The organism is Kineosporiaceae bacterium SCSIO 59966 (assembly GCA_020881835.1).
In the GTDB taxonomy this organism is placed as follows: domain Bacteria; phylum Actinomycetota; class Actinomycetes; order Actinomycetales; family SCSIO-59966; genus SCSIO-59966.
In genome coordinates this window covers 2,144,624-2,159,669 of the sequence record CP052876.1, presented here as the reverse complement: position 1 = coordinate 2,159,669, position 15,046 = coordinate 2,144,624, and the positions used below count along the sequence as shown (strand labels likewise).

The 15,046-nt window shown below is 74.8% G+C and carries 21 protein-coding genes and 2 tRNA genes; 13 read left to right on the top strand and 10 right to left on the bottom strand.

Annotated features, from left to right (window positions below):
• The first annotated feature begins 41 nt into the window (after positions 1-41).
• From clpS to HJG43_10020, 7 genes are all read left to right on the top strand, one after another.
• The gene (gene clpS / locus HJG43_10050) at positions 42-341 is read left to right on the top strand and encodes an ATP-dependent Clp protease adapter ClpS (protein ID UER55878.1); all 300 of its coding nucleotides are present in this window, start codon (positions 42-44) and stop codon (positions 339-341) included.
• On the top strand, positions 341-901 hold the full coding sequence (locus HJG43_10045; GenBank protein UER54824.1) for a DUF2017 domain-containing protein: 561 nt from the start codon (positions 341-343) through the stop codon (positions 899-901). The genes clpS and HJG43_10045 overlap by 1 nt, the downstream gene beginning before the upstream one ends.
• A 71-nt stretch (positions 902-972) precedes the next feature.
• Positions 973-1,776, top strand: coding sequence for a glutamate racemase (locus HJG43_10040; protein ID UER54823.1), 804 nt, complete (start codon positions 973-975; stop codon positions 1,774-1,776).
• Positions 1,773-2,558: an MBL fold metallo-hydrolase gene (locus HJG43_10035; protein UER54822.1), complete on the top strand. Its 786-nt coding sequence runs from the start codon at positions 1,773-1,775 to the stop codon at positions 2,556-2,558. The genes HJG43_10040 and HJG43_10035 overlap by 4 nt, the downstream gene beginning before the upstream one ends.
• A gap of 117 nt (positions 2,559-2,675) precedes the next feature.
• Positions 2,676-3,395, top strand: coding sequence for a ribonuclease PH (gene rph, locus HJG43_10030; protein UER54821.1), 720 nt, complete (start codon positions 2,676-2,678; stop codon positions 3,393-3,395).
• On the top strand, positions 3,395-4,027 hold the full coding sequence (gene rdgB, locus HJG43_10025) for an RdgB/HAM1 family non-canonical purine NTP pyrophosphatase (GenBank protein UER54820.1): 633 nt from the start codon (positions 3,395-3,397) through the stop codon (positions 4,025-4,027). Before rph ends, rdgB begins: the two co-directional genes overlap by 1 nt.
• 43 nt (positions 4,028-4,070) lie before the next feature.
• Positions 4,071-5,621: a molybdopterin-dependent oxidoreductase gene (locus HJG43_10020; GenBank protein UER54819.1), complete on the top strand. Its 1,551-nt coding sequence runs from the start codon at positions 4,071-4,073 to the stop codon at positions 5,619-5,621.
• Positions 5,622-5,633: 12 nt separating this feature from the next.
• On the opposite strand, the gene HJG43_10015 is transcribed toward HJG43_10020, so the two are convergent.
• The 3 genes from HJG43_10015 to HJG43_10005 all read right to left on the bottom strand — a co-directional run bounded on the left by HJG43_10015 (position 5,634) and on the right by HJG43_10005 (position 6,603).
• Positions 5,634-5,715, bottom strand: a tRNA-Leu gene (locus tag HJG43_10015).
• Positions 5,716-5,734: 19 nt separating this feature from the next.
• Entirely contained in the window at positions 5,735-6,205 is a 471-nt protein-coding gene (locus HJG43_10010; GenBank protein UER54818.1) for a peroxiredoxin, read from the bottom strand.
• A 26-nt stretch (positions 6,206-6,231) separates the two neighbouring features.
• Positions 6,232-6,603 (bottom strand): hypothetical protein, encoded by a 372-nt coding sequence (locus HJG43_10005; GenBank protein UER54817.1) that lies wholly within the window; start codon positions 6,601-6,603, stop codon positions 6,232-6,234.
• 60 nt (positions 6,604-6,663) lie between these two features.
• On the opposite strand from HJG43_10005, the gene HJG43_10000 reads away from it, so the two are divergent.
• The 6 genes from HJG43_10000 to HJG43_09975 all read left to right on the top strand — a co-directional run bounded on the left by HJG43_10000 (position 6,664) and on the right by HJG43_09975 (position 11,326).
• A complete protein-coding gene (locus HJG43_10000) occupies positions 6,664-7,716 on the top strand; it encodes a cobalt ABC transporter permease (protein ID UER54816.1) in 1,053 nt (350 codons plus the stop codon).
• Between the two features lie 4 nt (positions 7,717-7,720).
• Positions 7,721-8,482 carry a cobalt ECF transporter T component CbiQ gene (cbiQ, locus tag HJG43_09995; protein ID UER54815.1) on the top strand — a complete coding sequence of 254 codons (762 nt, stop codon included), beginning with the start codon at positions 7,721-7,723 and terminating at the stop codon, positions 8,480-8,482.
• Positions 8,479-9,255 (top strand): ABC transporter ATP-binding protein, encoded by a 777-nt coding sequence (locus HJG43_09990; GenBank protein UER54814.1) that lies wholly within the window; start codon positions 8,479-8,481, stop codon positions 9,253-9,255. Before cbiQ ends, HJG43_09990 begins: the two co-directional genes overlap by 4 nt.
• Positions 9,256-9,279: 24 nt before the next feature.
• Complete coding sequence (locus HJG43_09985) at positions 9,280-9,609, top strand: DUF3618 domain-containing protein (protein UER54813.1); 330 nt, start codon at positions 9,280-9,282, stop codon at positions 9,607-9,609.
• 50 nt (positions 9,610-9,659) lie between these two features.
• The gene (locus HJG43_09980) at positions 9,660-9,956 is read left to right on the top strand and encodes a co-chaperone GroES (protein UER55877.1); all 297 of its coding nucleotides are present in this window, start codon (positions 9,660-9,662) and stop codon (positions 9,954-9,956) included.
• A 68-nt stretch (positions 9,957-10,024) separates the two neighbouring features.
• Positions 10,025-11,326 carry a cytochrome P450 gene (locus HJG43_09975; GenBank protein UER54812.1) on the top strand — a complete coding sequence of 434 codons (1,302 nt, stop codon included), beginning with the start codon at positions 10,025-10,027 and terminating at the stop codon, positions 11,324-11,326.
• A gap of 53 nt (positions 11,327-11,379) precedes the next feature.
• Here the strand turns inward: HJG43_09975 and HJG43_09970 are convergent, their stop codons facing one another.
• The 7 genes from HJG43_09970 to modB form a co-directional block, all read right to left on the bottom strand.
• Positions 11,380-12,021: a cation transporter gene (locus HJG43_09970; protein ID UER54811.1), complete on the bottom strand. Its 642-nt coding sequence runs from the start codon at positions 12,019-12,021 to the stop codon at positions 11,380-11,382.
• A 181-nt stretch (positions 12,022-12,202) separates the two neighbouring features.
• The gene (locus HJG43_09965; protein ID UER54810.1) at positions 12,203-12,583 is read right to left on the bottom strand and encodes a PIN domain-containing protein; all 381 of its coding nucleotides are present in this window, start codon (positions 12,581-12,583) and stop codon (positions 12,203-12,205) included.
• Positions 12,580-12,825: a type II toxin-antitoxin system prevent-host-death family antitoxin gene (locus HJG43_09960; GenBank protein ID UER54809.1), complete on the bottom strand. Its 246-nt coding sequence runs from the start codon at positions 12,823-12,825 to the stop codon at positions 12,580-12,582. The genes HJG43_09965 and HJG43_09960 overlap by 4 nt, the downstream gene beginning before the upstream one ends.
• A 45-nt stretch (positions 12,826-12,870) precedes the next feature.
• Positions 12,871-12,943: transfer RNA gene (locus tag HJG43_09955), tRNA-Lys, on the bottom strand.
• A 46-nt stretch (positions 12,944-12,989) separates the two neighbouring features.
• Positions 12,990-13,187 (bottom strand): hypothetical protein, encoded by a 198-nt coding sequence (locus HJG43_09950; GenBank protein ID UER54808.1) that lies wholly within the window; start codon positions 13,185-13,187, stop codon positions 12,990-12,992.
• A gap of 101 nt (positions 13,188-13,288) precedes the next feature.
• Entirely contained in the window at positions 13,289-14,353 is a 1,065-nt protein-coding gene (locus tag HJG43_09945) for an ABC transporter ATP-binding protein (protein ID UER55876.1), read from the bottom strand.
• A 14-nt stretch (positions 14,354-14,367) separates the two neighbouring features.
• Positions 14,368-15,045 (bottom strand): molybdate ABC transporter permease subunit, encoded by a 678-nt coding sequence (gene modB / locus HJG43_09940; GenBank protein UER54807.1) that lies wholly within the window; start codon positions 15,043-15,045, stop codon positions 14,368-14,370.
• Position 15,046: the final 1 nt, after the last annotated feature.

Here is a 15,046-nt window from a genome sequence, read left to right as displayed (position 1 = left end):
TGACCGGCGCAGCGTGCACCGCGAGGAGCGGCCCCGTCGTCCTGGGAGTCGCGCCCGTCGAGCTCGACGAGCCGCGCTCGCAGGAGACCGTCTCACCCGACGTCCCGTGGGTCACCATCGTCTGGAACGACCCGGTCAACCTGATGAGCTACGTGACCTACGTGTTCCAGACGTACTTCGGCTACGACCGGGCCACCGCGGAACGGCTGATGCTCGACGTCCACGAGAAGGGCCGCGCCGTCGTGTCCACCGGCACTCGCGAGGAGATGGAACGGGACACCGAGGCCATGCACGGCTTCGGCCTGTGGGCCACCTACTCCCAGGACAGGTCCCCCGCCTGATGGCGGGCCGGTTCCGCCGCACCCGGCACGGGGTCGAGGGCCGCCTCGAGCGCGCCGAGCGCGACCTCGTGGGCCGCCTGCTGGACGACGTCCACGACATGCTGGACGACGGTCGGACGGCCGACGACGACCCGCTCGCCGAGCTCGTCGGGATCAGCGAGGACGCCACGCCGCCGGCGGACCCGGCGCTGCGCCGGCTGCTGCCCGACGCCTCCCGCGAGGACGCCGAGCAGGCGGCGGAGTTCCGCCGGTACACCGAGCGCGGCCTGCGGGCCCGCAAGCAGGAGGCGCTGCGGACGGCGCGCGGCACGCTCGAGCGGTCCGGCCGCACGCTGCGGCTCAGCGACGCCGAGGCGGCGGCCTGGCTCACCGCCCTCACCGACGTCCGGCTGGTGCTGGCCGAGCGGCTCGGGCTGCGCACCGACGAGGACGCCGCACGCCTGCCCGCCGTCGTCGCCGGCGCCGACCCCGACGACCCGCGGGTGTGGCTGGCCGCGGTCTACGACTTCCTCACCTGGATGCAGGAGACACTCGTCGGGGCCCTGAGCGACGGTGAGTGAGCCGCGGCGGTGACGAAGCCGACAGCCGGCGAGGGCGGGGCGGACCCGGCGCAGCGCTTACCCTGCCCTGCGTGGCGGACGCACCCATCGGCATCTTCGACTCCGGCTTCGGGGGCCTGACGGTCGCCCGGGCCGTCATCGACCAGCTGCCGCACGAGCCCGTCCTGTACCTCGGGGACACCGCCCGCCAGCCCTACGGGCCGCGACCGATCGCCGAGGTCCGCAGGTTCGCCCTGGAGTGCCTCGACGAGCTCGTCGAGCGGGGGGTCAAGCTGCTCGTCATCGCCTGCAACTCGGCCAGCGCGGCGGTGCTCCACGACGCCCGTGAGCGGTACCCGGTGCCGGTCGTCGAGGTGATCCGCCCGGCGGTGCGTCGTGCGGTGTCCTCCACCCGCAGCGGTCGGGTCGGCGTCATCGCGACGACCGCGACGGTGACTTCCGGCGCCTACGAGGACGCGTTCGCCGCCGCCCCCCACGTCGACGTGGTGACCCAGGCCTGCCCGCGGTTCGTCGAGCTCGTCGAGGCGGGCACGACCACCGGTCCGGAGGTGCTCGACGTGGCCCGCGAGTACCTGGCGCCGGTACAGGCCGCAGGCGTCGACACGCTCGTCCTGGGCTGCACCCACTACCCGCTGCTGACCGGCGTCCTGTCCTACGTGATGGGCCCGGACGTCACCCTGGTGAGCAGCGCGGAGGAGACCGCGCAGGAGGTGTACCGGGTGCTGGTGCGCGAGGGCCTCACCCGGGCGCAGGGCCTCCCCGCTCCGGAGCACCGCTTCCTCACCACCGGCGAGCCGGAGGCGTTCACCGCCCTGGCCCGCCGGTTCCTCGGGCTGGACGTCCCGGCCGCGGAACTGGTCGCGGTGCCGGTATGAGGCTGACGGTCGTCGGCTGCTCGGGCTCGTTCCCCGGCCCCGACTCGCCCGCATCCTGCTACCTGGTCGAGGCCGACGACACGGCCGGGCGCACCTGGCGGGTCGTCCTCGACCTCGGCAGCGGGTCACTGGGCCCGCTGCAGCGCTACACCCGGCTCACCGAGCTCGACGCGGTCCTCATCAGCCACCTGCACCCCGACCACTTCGCCGACCTGTGCGGTCTGTACGTGGCGCTGCGCTACGACCCTGAGCGCGGCGGCTCGGTGCAGGTGCCGGTCCACGGGCCGACCGGCACCGAGCAGCGGATCGCCGAGGCGTACGGCCGGCCCGAGGGGACCGGGATGGGCCGCCAGCTCGCCGTCCGGGAGTGGACCGCGGGGACGCCGGTCCGGGTCGGCCCGCTGACGATCACGCCGTACCCGGTGCGCCACCCGGTCGAGGCGTACGGGCTGCGCGTCGAGGGCCCCGGCCCGGACGGCGGCACCCGGGTGCTCGCCTACACCGGCGACACCGACGACTGCCCTGGTCTCGACGTCCTGGCCTCCGGCGCCGACCTGCTGCTCGCCGAGGCCGCCTTCGAGGAGGGCCGTGACGACGGCGTCCGCGGCATCCACCTCACCGGGCGGCGTGCCGGCCAGGTCGCCGCCCGCACCGGCGCGCGTCGCCTCGTGCTCACCCACCTGCCGGCCTGGAACGACCCCGCCCGGGCCCTCGCCGACGCCCGCGCGGTCTACGACGGCCCGCTCGAGCTCGCCCACCCCGGCGCCGTCCTCGACGTCTGACCCGCCCCCGCGTCGTCCGACCTCGATCTCTGGAGGTCTTCCGGGGTCTCCGAGGCCTCCGAGACCCCGGAAAGCCTCCAGAGATCGCCCGCGGGTGGGCCGTTACGCTCGGGGTTCATGACCCGACACGACGGCCGAGAGCCGGACCAGCTGCGCGAGGTACGGATCACCCGCAAGTGGCTGGACCACGCCGAGGGCAGCGTCCTGGTCGAGTTCGGCGCCACCCGGGTGCTGTGCGCGGCGTCGTTCACCGAGGGCGTCCCGCGCTGGCTGAAGGGCTCCGGCAAGGGCTGGGTCACCGCCGAGTACGCGATGCTCCCGCGGGCCACCAGCACCCGCAGCGACCGCGAGTCGGTCAAGGGCCGCATCGGCGGCCGGACGCACGAGATCTCCCGCCTCGTGGGCCGCTCGCTGCGCGCCGTCGTCGACACGACCCGCCTGGGTGAGAACACGGTCGTGCTGGACTGCGACGTCCTGCAGGCCGACGGCGGCACCCGCACCGCCGCCATCACCGGCGCCTACGTGGCCCTGGCCGACGCCTGCACCTGGGCCCGCGAGAAGGGCGTGCTGCCCGCCGACCCGCTCGTCGACTCCGTCGCCGCGGTGAGCGTCGGGATCGTCGACGGGACACCCGTCCTGGACCTGGACTACCGCGAGGACGTGCGCGCCGAGACCGACATGAACCTCGTCGTCACCGGCCGCGGGCTGTTCGTGGAGGTGCAGGGCACCGCCGAGCGAGCGCCGTTCGACCGGCGTGAGCTGGACGCCCTGCTCGACCTGGGCACTGCCGGGTGCGCGGACCTGACCCGCCGCCAGCTCCAGGCCCTGGAGGGCTGATGCCCCGGCTCGTCCTGGCCACTCGCAACCGGGGCAAGATCGTGGAGCTGCGGGCCATCCTCACCGAGGCGCTCGGCCGGCACGCCCCAGACCTGGACGTCGAGCGGGACGTCGTGGGGGTGGACGCGTACGACCTGCCGGACGTCGTCGAGTCCGGTGTGACGTTCGCCGAGAACGCGCTGCTCAAGGCGCGGTTCGTCGCCGAGCGGACCGGGCTGCCGGCCGTCGCCGACGACTCCGGCCTCACCGTCGACGTCCTCGGCGGGGCTCCCGGGGTGTTCTCGGCCCGGTGGGCGGGCCGGCACGGGGACGACGAGGCCAACCTGCGGCTGCTGCTCGCCCAGCTTTCCGACGTCCCCGACGTCCACCGCGGTGCCGCGTTCGTCTGCGCCGCCGCGCTCGTCACGCCGCAGGGCGAGGAGCACGTCGAGCACGGCCGGCTGGTCGGGACCCTCGAGCGCGCGCCGCGCGGGGACGGCGGTTTCGGCTACGACCCCGTGCTCACTCCGCTGGGGTACCGGCGGACCTGCGCCGAGCTGGACCCGGCGGAGAAGAACGCGATCAGCCACCGGGGGCAGGCGTTCCGGGCGCTCGCGCCACACGTGGCGCGAGCCCTCGGCGTGGTCGTCTGAGGAGAGGAGCAGCCCCCGAGCGGCCCCGGGGCGCGTCATCGACATGAGAGCCACCGCTCCGTGGCCGCTCGCCGCCGCCGCCGGCCTGGCGTCCGGTGGGCTCGCGCTCGGTGTCGCCGAGGTGCTGGCGGCGGTGATCTCGCCGGCCACCGCGCCGCTGCTGGTCGTCGGGGACGCGTTCGTGGACGTGACGCCCTCGTGGCTCAAGGACGTCGCCATCTCCGCCTTCGGCACGAACGACAAGGTCGCGCTGTTCGTCGGCATGGGGGTCGTCGTGGCGGCGCTGGCCGCCCTGGCCGGGGTGGTGGCACTGCGCCGGCGGTGGGCGGGGGTGGCCGTCGTCGCGCTGCTGGGCGTCGTGGCCGTCGTCGCGGCGACGACCCGCCCCGCGGCCGGGACGCTCGACGCGCTGCCGAGCCTGGCCGGTGTCGCCGTCGGTGCCGTCGTCCTGGTGCGCCTCGTCGACCGGCTGGCCACGGGGGCCGACTCCCGCCGCGACGCCCAGAGCCGGACGACGCCGGCCGCGGCCCGTCGTTCCTTCCTCACCGCGGTCGGGGTCACGGTGCTGGCCGCGGCCACGGGCGGGGTCGTCGGGCGCCTGGTGGGACGCTCCGCACGCGACGTCAGCGCCACCCGCGCGGCGCTGGACCTGCCGCCGCCGGCGCGGGCGGCGGCCACTCCGACGGACGCCGTGACCCTGGACGTGGCCGGTATCACGCCGTGGCAGACGCCGAACGCCGAGTTCTTCCGGATCGACACCGCGCTGGCGGTGCCGCACGTCGACCCGCGCGACTGGCGGCTCCGGGTGCACGGCCTCGTCGAGCGGGAGGTCGAGATCTCCTTCGACGACCTGGTGGCCTCCGACCTCGTCGAGGAGTGGATCACCCTCACCTGTGTCTCCAACCCGGTCGGTGGGGACCTGGCCGGCAACGCCCGCTGGCTGGGGCTGCCGGTCCGCGAGCTGCTGCACCGGGCCCGGCCCGACCAGGACGCCGACATGGTGCTGTCGACAAGCGTGGACGGGTTCACCGCCTCGACGCCGCTCGACGTGCTGATGAGCAGCCCGCAGGCCCTGCTGGCCGTCGGGATGAACGGTGAGCCGTTGCCGCTCGAGCACGGCTACCCGGTGCGGATGGTGGTGCCCGGCCTGTACGGCTACGTCTCGGCGACGAAGTGGGTCGTCGACCTCGAGGTCACCAGGTTCCAGGACGCCACCGCCTACTGGACCGACCGGGGCTGGGCCGAGAGGGCGCCGGTCAAGACCGCCTCGCGGATCGACGTCCCGCGGCCGTCCGCGAGGCTGGAGCCCGGGCCGGTGGTGGTCGCCGGCGTCGCCTGGGCCCAGACCCGCGGCATCGAGCGGGTCGAGGTCAGCGTGGACGACGGGCCGTGGGTGGCCGCGCAGCTGGCCGCGCAGCACGACGTCGACTCCTGGCGTCAGTGGCGGCTGGAGTGGGACGCCACCCCGGGCAGCCACACGCTGCGCGTGCGGGCCACCGACGGCACCGGTGAGACGCAGACCGCCGAGCGGGTCGACCCCGTCCCGGACGGCGCGTCCGGGTGGCACTCGGTCACCGTCACCGTGCTCGGGTGACCGGCTGGTCGGTGCGGGAGGCGGGACTCGAACCCGCACGCCCGAAGGCACAAGATCCTAAGTCTTGCGTGGCTGCCAGTTACACCACTCCCGCGTCGGCCGGGCGAGGGCCGTCAGTCCAGCCCGAGGTCCCGGCGGAGCTTCGCGACGTGCCCGGTGGCCTTGACGTTGTACTGCGCCAGCTCGACCTTGCCCTCCGGGTCGACGACCACGGTCGAACGGATCACGCCGGTGGTCGGCTTGCCGTAGGAGGTCTTCTCCCCGTAGGCGCCGTAGGCGGTCATCACCGCCCGGTCGGTGTCCGACACCAGCGGGTAGGTCAGGCCCTCCTGCTCGGCGAACTGCGTCAGCTTGGCCGGCTCGTCCGGGGAGACCCCGACGACGTCGTAGCCGGCCGCCTGCAGGGAGCCGAGGTTGTCGCGGAAGTCGCACGCCTGGGTCGTGCACCCCGGGGTCATCGCCGCCGGGTAGAAGTAGACCACGACGTGCCGGCCGCGGCGCTCCGAGAGGGTGAAGGTGCCGCCGTCGGCGGTGGGCGCGGTGAAGTCCGGCGCCGGGTCGCCGACCTGGAGTCGTTCGGTCATGCTCGCCAGCCTAGGCGCTCGCGGCGTCACTCCGGCAGTCGGTCCAGCAGCCACGAGGGCCCGACGCAGGTGCCGCCCGCGGCGGTGACCCGTTCGCGCAGTCCGCGGTCGGCGGTCACCACGGTCACGTCGTCCCCGCCGGCGCCGTGCTCGTGCACGGTCGCGACGACCGCGTCGTCCCCGGAGCCCTCGGCGTGCACCGTGCGCACCCGGCCCACCGTGCCCTCGGCCTGCCCGGCGCGGGCGGCGCCCTCGAGCACCAGGACGACGAGGTTCGTGTCGAGGTCCGCCGCGAGGAGGGACGCGTGCAGACGGGCGGCGGCACCGGCCCGGTCGCGCCACCAGCCGGTCGGCCGGCTGCCCACGACGTTCGCGGCGTCGACGACGAGGACGTGCACGCCGCCACGCTACCGGCGCCCTTGTTGCGAAGATGTCGCAACAAGGGCGAGGATGGGTTCGTGCACGTGCCCGACGGGTTCCTCGACGTCCCCACCTCCCTGGCCACCGGCGCCGTCGCCGCCGGTGCGGTCGGGCTCGCCCTGCAGCGGGCTGGCTCGCAGCTGCGTACCGCGGGCGCTCCGATGGCGGGCCTGACTGCGGCATTCGTATTCGCCACCCAGATGGTCAACTTCCCCGTCGGGCCCGGCACCAGCGGTCACCTCATGGGCGGCGCCCTCGCCGCCGCGCTGGTCGGGCCGTGGGCCGGTCTGCTCGCCGTCGCCGTGGTGGTCGTCGTCCAGGCCCTGCTGTTCGCCGACGGCGGCCTGACCGCCCTGGGCACGAACGTCACCCTCATCGCCGTCGTGACCGTCGCCGTGGGGTGGGCCGTGACCCGGGCCGTGCTGGCCGTGCTGCCGCCCCGCCCGGGCAGCGTCGTGCCAGCGGTCGCCGTCGGGGCCTTCGTGTCGGTCCCGGCCACCGCCCTCGCCTTCACCGGCATGTACGCCGTCGGGGGAGCGGTCAGCATCCCGATCGGCACGCTGGCCGCCGCGATGCTCGGGTGGCACACGCTGATCGGGATCGGGGAGGCCGTGATCACCGCCGCCGTCGTCGGCGCCGTCGTCGCCACCCGCCCCGACCTGGTCCACGCCGCCCGCCACGTCCGGCGCCAGCTCGTCCTCGTCGACGCCGAGGGCCGGCAGCGGACGGTCACCGCGGACACCGTCCCGACCGCAGCCGAGCAGCGGTCCGGTCGCGGCCTGCTGGCCACGCTGCTGGCGGTCAGCCTGCTCGTCGGTGGCGGGTTGAGCCTGCTCGCCAGCGGCAACCCCGACGGCCTGGAGTACGTCGGCGAGCGGCTCGGCTTCGCCGGGACCGCCCGAGACTCGGCGGTTGCCGGCAGCCCGCTGGCGGACTACGGCGTCAGCGGGCTGGGGAGCCTCGGCGCCGTCCTCGCCGGGGTGCTCGGCGTCCTGATCACTCTCGCTGTCGCCGCCGGCGTCGGACGCCTGGTCGCCGCCCGTCGCCGCCCGCCCGATCGGGCCGAGGACGTCCGCCGGGTTGGGCGCTGAGCCAGTGGCCGCCGCCGACGGGCTCCTGGTGCCGGGGGACACCGCCGTCCACCGGCTGCCCGCGCACGTCAAGGTCGTCGCCCTGCTCGGCTTCGTGGTGGCCGTCGTCCTCGTCCCGCCCCGGCAGTGGTGGGCCCTGCTCGCCGCCGCGGCCGTCCTCGCCGTCGTCGTCCGGATCGCCCGGCTGCCCGCCGTCGTCGTGGCCCGGCGGATGGTGGTCGAGGTGCCGTTCGTCGTCTTCGCCCTGCTGCTCCCGGTGCTGGCGACCGGGCCGCGGGTCGACGTCCTGGGCGTCCCGCTCGCCGTCGAGGGGCTGCTCGGCGCCTGGAACCTGCTGGCCAAGGCCACCATCGGCGTGGTGGCGGCCATCACCCTGGCCGCCACCACGACCCCGCGGGACCTCGTCGCCGGCCTCGAGCGCCTTCGGGTGCCGGACGCGCTGGTGCAGATCGTCGCCTTCATGCTGCGCTACCTGACCGTCGTCGCCGACGACCTGCACCGGATGCGCATCGCCCGGGAGTCCCGCGGCGCCCCGCCCGGCTGGTGGGGCCAGCTGCGCGCGGTCGCCGCGACCATCGGGGCACTGTTCGTGCGCACCTACGAGCGTGGAGAGCGGGTGCAGCAGGCCATGCTGGCCCGCGGCTGGACCGGGCGCAGCGTCCTGGTCCAGGGCCGGGCCGCCACTGCCGCCGAGTGGGCCGGCGCCGCCGTGCTGCCGCTGGCCGCTGCCGTTCTGGCCGTGGTGGCGTGGAGCGTGGCAGGGTGACCGGCGGGACCCCGGCCGTCGAGGTGCGGGAGCTCGCGTTCGCCTACCCGGACGGCCGCCAGGCCCTCTACGGCGTCGACCTCGTCGTCCAGCCGGGGGAGCGGGTCGCCCTGCTCGGCCCCAACGGTGCCGGCAAGACGACGCTCGTCCTGCACCTCAACGGCATCCTCGGCCCGGTGTCGGGGGGCACCGGGACGGGCACCGTCCGGATCGCCGGCCTGGAGCTGACCCGCGAGCACCTCGCCGGCGTCCGGCAGCGGGTCGGCCTCGTCTTCCAGGACCCCGACGACCAGCTGTTCATGCCCACGGTGCGCGACGACGTCGCGTTCGGGCCGGCCAACGCGGGACTGCGGGGCGATGAGCTCGACGCGCGGGTGCGTGAGGCGCTGGAGCGGGTCGGGATGCTCGAGCACGCCGACCGGCCTCCGCACCACCTGTCCTTCGGGCAGCGCCGTCGGGTGGCGGTGGCCACCGTCCTGGCCATGCGGCCCGACGTGCTCGTCCTCGACGAGCCGTCGAGCAACCTCGACCCGGCCAGCCGACGCGAGCTCGCCGACATCCTCACCGGGCTCGACGTCACCGTGCTCATGGTCACCCACGACCTGCCCTACGCCCTCCAGCTGTGCCCGCGCTCGGTGCTGCTCGACGACGGCCGCGTCGTCGCCGACGGCCCGACCCGCGACCTGCTCGCCGACCGCCGGCTGATGAGCGCCCACCGGCTGGAGCTGCCCTACGGCTTCGACCCGCTGTCCGTGCCCGGAGCGCAGGCGTGAGACGTCGGCGCTAGCGTGACCCCCATGAGTACGCCCGCTGCCGACGCCGCGTCGACGCCGCCGCCGAAGGTCCACATCCCGAGCGACCCGGAGGCCATCGAGCGCGAGATCGCGCTGCGGCAGGCCAGGCTCGCCGCGACCGTCGACGAGCTGACCGCCCGCCTGAGCCCCAAGGAGGTCGGCCGTCGTGCCGCTGCGGGTGCCCGGGGCAGGGCCGTCTCCGCCGTCACCGCCGAGGACGGTTCGCTGCGGGTCGAGCGGATCGGCGCCGCTGCGGCCGCCGTTCTCGCCGTCGTCGTCCTCGTCGTGCGTCGCCGGCGTCGTCGCCGCGACCCGTTGGCGCAGTACCGCTGACCGCGCCGGTGAGCGAGCAGAGCGCCCCGGACAGCCGGCTGCCGATCCGGATGCTGCACGACCGCGTCCTCGTCGCCCTGGACCGGGACAGCGGGGAACGCCGGTCCTCGGCCGGGATCGTCATCCCCGCCACGGCCGCCGTCGGACGTCGTCTGGCCTGGGCCGGTGTCGTCGCGGTCGGCCAGCACGTGCGCCAGGTCCGGGTCGGGGACCGGGTCCTGTTCGACCCCGAGGACCGCGGTGAGGTGGAGCTCCAGGGCCGCGACTACGTGCTGCTGCGCGAGCGGGACATCCACGCCGTCGCGGCCCCCCGGGTCGAGGACGGCAGCACCGGGTTGTACCTCTGAACGCTCCCAGCCGGCGGCGTAACGCCCGCTACACCCCGCTGGACGCCGACGGGCCGCTGCCGGCGGAGATGGTCCGCGCCGTCCCGGCGATCCGGCGGGACCCGCTGGCGTTCCTCGCCGGCCTCGTCGGCCGGCACGGCGACCTCGTCGCCTTCCCGATGCCCCGCACACCGGTGCTGCTCGCCAACACCGTCCCCGCCGCCCGACGGGTGCTCGTCGAGCGGCACGCCGGCTACACCAAGCGAACGGCCCAGTACGGCGCGCTGTCCCTGGTCACCGGCACCGGCCTGCTCACCGCCGACGGCGAGGAGTGGCGCCACCGCCGCCGTATCGACCAGCCGGCGTTCCACCACTCCGGCCTCGAGGAGGTCGCCGCCCAGGCGGTGGCCGCCGCCCAGCGGGTCCGCGCCCGGGTCCCCGCCGGTGGGGGAGTCGTCGACGTCGACGCCGCAGTCCTCCAGGCCACCCTCGAGGTGGTCGGGCGCACCCTGTTCGGCGGTGCGGTCGCGCAGGACGGCGAACGGGTCGTCGCCGCCGTCCTGGAGGCCCTCGACGTCGTCGTGTCCCGCGTGCGCACGCCCGCGGTCGTCCCGGCCGCCGTCCCGACCCCGCGCAACCGGCGGTTGGCGCGCGCCGTCCGGACCCTCGACCAGGCCGCGGCGGACGTGGTCGCGCACCGGCGCCAGGCCGGCGTCCGGGACGGCGACGGCGACCTGCTGGCCCTGCTGCTGCGGGCCGCGGACGCCGGCGAGCTCACCGCCACGCAGGTGCGCGACGAGCTCGTCACGATGGTGATCGCCGGCCACGAGACGGTGGCCTCGGCCATGTCGTGGACGCTGCACCTGCTCGCCACTCACCCGGGCGAGCAGGCACGGGTGCACGCCGAGCTCGACGACGTGCTGGGCGGGCGGGCGCCGGCGTGGGCCGACCTGCCGGCGCTGGCGCGCACCCGCGCCGTCGTCGACGAGTCTCTGCGGCTCTACCCCCCGGCCTGGGTGGTGAGCCGTCGCGCCGTGGCGGACGACGACATCGACGGCGTCGCCGTCCCCGCGGGCACGCTCGTGATCATCAGCCCGTGGCTGCTGCACCGGCGCCCGGACGTGTTCGCCGATCCAGAGGCGTTCCGGCCGGACCGGTTCCTCGGGGACGCCGCCCGCACGGTCCCGCGCGGGGCCTACCTGCCCTTCGGTGCCGGGCCGCGGCTGTGCATCGGCCGGGACTTCGCCCTGGTGGAGAGCCTGCTCGTGCTCGCCGAGCTGCTGCGTGACCACGCCGTGCTGCCCGTACCGAGGCACCAGGTCCGCGCCGAGGCGCTCGTCACGATGCGCCCGCACGGCGGTCTGCCCCTGCGAGTGCTGCCCCGGGGATGACCGGCGCGCGGACCGACGGTCACTGGCGTCCTGGCCGCCGCACCCGGGTTGGGTCAGTCGATGGGCTCGCCGGCCAGGGCCTTGGCGGCCAGCCGCTCCTCCTCGCTGGCCTCCCACACCTCGTAGGCGGCGTGCAGCGCCAGCAGGATGATGAAGCAGCCGAGGATCAGGTCGGGCCAGCCCGACGCGGTCCAGACGGTGAGCACCGCCATGGCGATGATGGCGACGTTGACGAGGACGTCGTTGCGGGCCGACAGGAACGCCGCGCTGCTCAGCGAGCCTCCGTGGTGTCGCACGCTGACCAGCAGCCACGCGCTCGTGCCGTTGACGACGATCGCGCCGAGCGAAGCGAGGACGACGGGCAGGACGTCGGGCGCGACCGGGTCGGTGAACCGCTGGATCGCCGTCCAGGCGGCGACGCTGGCCGGCCCGAGGATGATCAGGGCCATCGCCTTGCCCATGACCGCTCGTCTGGCGAGCTGCCAGCCGAGGGCGACGAAGATCAGCAGGTTGATCGCGGTGTCCTCGAGGAAGTCGACGCTGTCGGCGAGCAGGGACACCGACCCGGCCACCAGCGCCACGCTGAACTCGACGAAGAAGTACGACAGGTTGAGCATCGCCACGATCAGCACGGCCCGCCGCAGTCGGCGCGGGTCGACGTGGTCGCCGGTGGCGGGCGGTTCGCTCGGGTTCATCCTCGGATGGCGGGCTTCCAGTCAGTGGTGCGCGGCGTCAGTGGTAGGCGGCGGGGATCACGGTACGCCGGTCCGGGCGCCGGCCTCGTGTGGTGGAGGGGTCCGGTGACGTGGGAGACGCATCCGGTGACGCCTGACCGGTTCGAGGACTTCGCCGACGTCATCAACCGGTTGAGCGCCGCTAGTGCGGGTGGCGAGCGTCGACCAGGTCCTTGATGATCTCGAAGTCGGCGAGGTCGTAGGTCAGCAGCGGAACCTTCTCGACGTTGGCCGTTGCCGCTATCGCGAGATCGATCTGCCGGCGCCGTGGGTTGCCGCCTCGTCGCGTGACTGCGGCGGCGAGCCGGCCCCATGCCCGGGCCACCTCGACGCTGACGGGCAGCGGGTCGAAGGCCGCCTCGATCGACGCCAAACGGTCCGTGCGGCGGGCCCGCTCGTCGTCGTCCGCGGCTACCAGAACGCCGAAGTGCAACTCGGTGATCGATGCGACGCTGATCGCCGCCTCCACGTCCCCCGGCGCCTCCGCGCCGATGAGCACAGAGGTGTCGAGAACCGCCCTCATCGGGCGAACGGGTCGCTCAGCTCGGCGCCGAGTCGCGTCAGGTCGTCATCCATGTCTCGTGGCGGCGGACCCTGCCAGATCTCGGCGAGCGCGCGTCCGCTGACCCAGCGGCGCCGGTGCGCCGGTCCCAGTTCGGCCACGGGCCGGCCGGCAACGGTAACGGTGAAGGTCTCGCCGGCTTCGACGCGACGCAGCACATCGCCCACCTCGTTGCGCAGCTGCTTCTGTGGGATGGTCGTCACAGCGCGATGGTAGCAGTAGTGCTACTTCCGGTCCGCCAGTCAGAGTGCGCCATCAGGGACTCGAACCCCGAACCCGCTGATTAAGAGTCAGCTGCTCTGCCAATTGAGCTAATGGCGCGCGCCGTAGACTCTAGCAACCCGCCCGAGCCTCGACGAAATCGCCGTCAGGGCTGCTCCCACCAGGCCTCCTCCGGCTCCCCCTCCTCGTCGAGGATGCTCTCGGAGTCCGGGCCGGCCGGTGCGGTGAGATCCAGCAGGAGCGACACCGGGACGCCCTCGGACAGCAGCTCGAGCACCTTCTCGGGGTGACCCTCGGGGGGCGACGGCTCCTCGTCGCTCGGGACGGTCTGCGGTTCGTCCACCGTGCCTCCTCTCCGGCAAGGAGCCGGTTCCGTGGAACCGCCCGGGCGGACGGTGAGCCGGTACATCGGCATGAACCGGACAGAACTTGAGCCCCCCCAGTCTAGGCCTCGTCCCGGGGGATGAGGTGGACCGCGGGTGCCTTGACCGACGCGGTCACCTGCACCCCAGGGCGCAGACCGAGCTCCTCGAGGGCCGGCCGGGTGATGTACGCGGCCAGGGGAAACCCGCAGTCGAGGTCCACCCGGACGAGGCCCCGTTCGGCCACGACGTCGCGGACGACGGCCGGCAGGTGGTTGCGCGGGCTCGTCGTCCGGGACCCACCGGGGGCCTCCAGCGCGACGTCCTCGGCGCGCACGCACACCAGGACGCCGTCCCCCGGCCCGGCGGGGGGGTCGTCGCCGGTGGCGGCGGTGAGCAGCTGCCCGCCGACCGCGACGGTGGTGACGCCGTCCGCGACCCGGCGCACCACACCGGGCAGGACGCTCTCCACGTCCACGACCCGGGCGACGTCCGGGTCGGCGGGCCGGTCGAACACCTCCGCCGGACCACCGACCTGCCGGACCGTCCCGTCGACGACGACGGCGACGCGGTCGCCCAGGGCGAGCGCCTCGGTGCGGTCGTGGGTGACGAGCAGGGTGGGCAGGGACCGGGCGACGAGCAGCCGGCGCAGGTCTGCGCGCAGCACCGCCCTGGTGGGGGCGTCCAGCGCGGACAGCGGCTCGTCGAGCAGGAGCAGCCGCGGGCCCGGCGCGAGTGCGCGCGCCAGCGCCACCCGCTGCGCCTCCCCTCCGGACAGCTCGGTCACCCGTCGTCCGGTGAGGTGCCCGGCGCCGGCGGCCGCGAGCGCCTCGCGGACGACGTCGGCCCGCCGGGGCCGGGGGACGACCCCGGCCAGGCCGTAGCCGACGTTGGCGTCGACGTCGAGGTGGGGGAACAGCGCCGGCTCCTGGGACAGGTAGCCCACTCGCCGCCGGCGGGCGGGGACGAACCGAGTGCCGTCGTCCCAGGTTCGTCCGTCGACGACGACCCGGCCGCCGGCGCGGTCGAGGCCCGCCACCGCGCGCAGCACTGTCGTCTTGCCCGCTCCGGAGGGGCCGAAGAGCACGGTCACGCCGTCCAGCGGCACGTCGAGCCGGACGTCGGCGGTGTGCCGCCTGACGTGCAGGTCCAGGCGGCCGGTCACGGTCGCGGCCACACCGGCACCTGGCCGCGACGTTGCAGGGCGTAGGTCGCGGTGAGGACGAGCAGGGAGAAGGCGAGCAGCAGCAGACTGGTGCGGCCGGCCGTCGCGTAGTCGAACGCCTGGACGGCGTCGTACACGGCGATGGACACCGTCCGGGTCTCCCCGGGGATGTTGCCGCCGACCATGAGGACGACCCCGAACTCCCCGACGGTGTGCGCGAAGGTCAGCACCGCGGCGGTGGCCAGACCGGCGCGGGACAGCGGCAGCACGACTCGCAGGACGGTTGCCGCGGTGCCGCGGCCCAGGACGGCCGAGGTCTCGACGAGCCGGCGGTCCACCCCCGCGAACGAGGCGAGCAGCGGCTGGACGGCGAACGGCAGGCTGTACAGCACGGAGGCCACGAGCAGGCCGGTGAAGCTGAACGCCAGCGGCGTCCCGACGGTCTGCTCCCACCAGCGGCCCAGCGGGGAGCGGCTGCCGAGCGCGACGAGCACGTAGTAGCCGAGCACCGTGGGCGGCAGCACGAGCGGCAGCGCGACGACCGCCTCGACGAGTACGGTCCAGCGGCGGCGGCTGAACGCCAGCCAGGCCGCGAGCGGGACGGCGACAACGAGGAGGATCGCCGTCGTCGCCGTCGCCAGCCGGATGCTCAGCAGGACGGCCTGCCAGTCCACC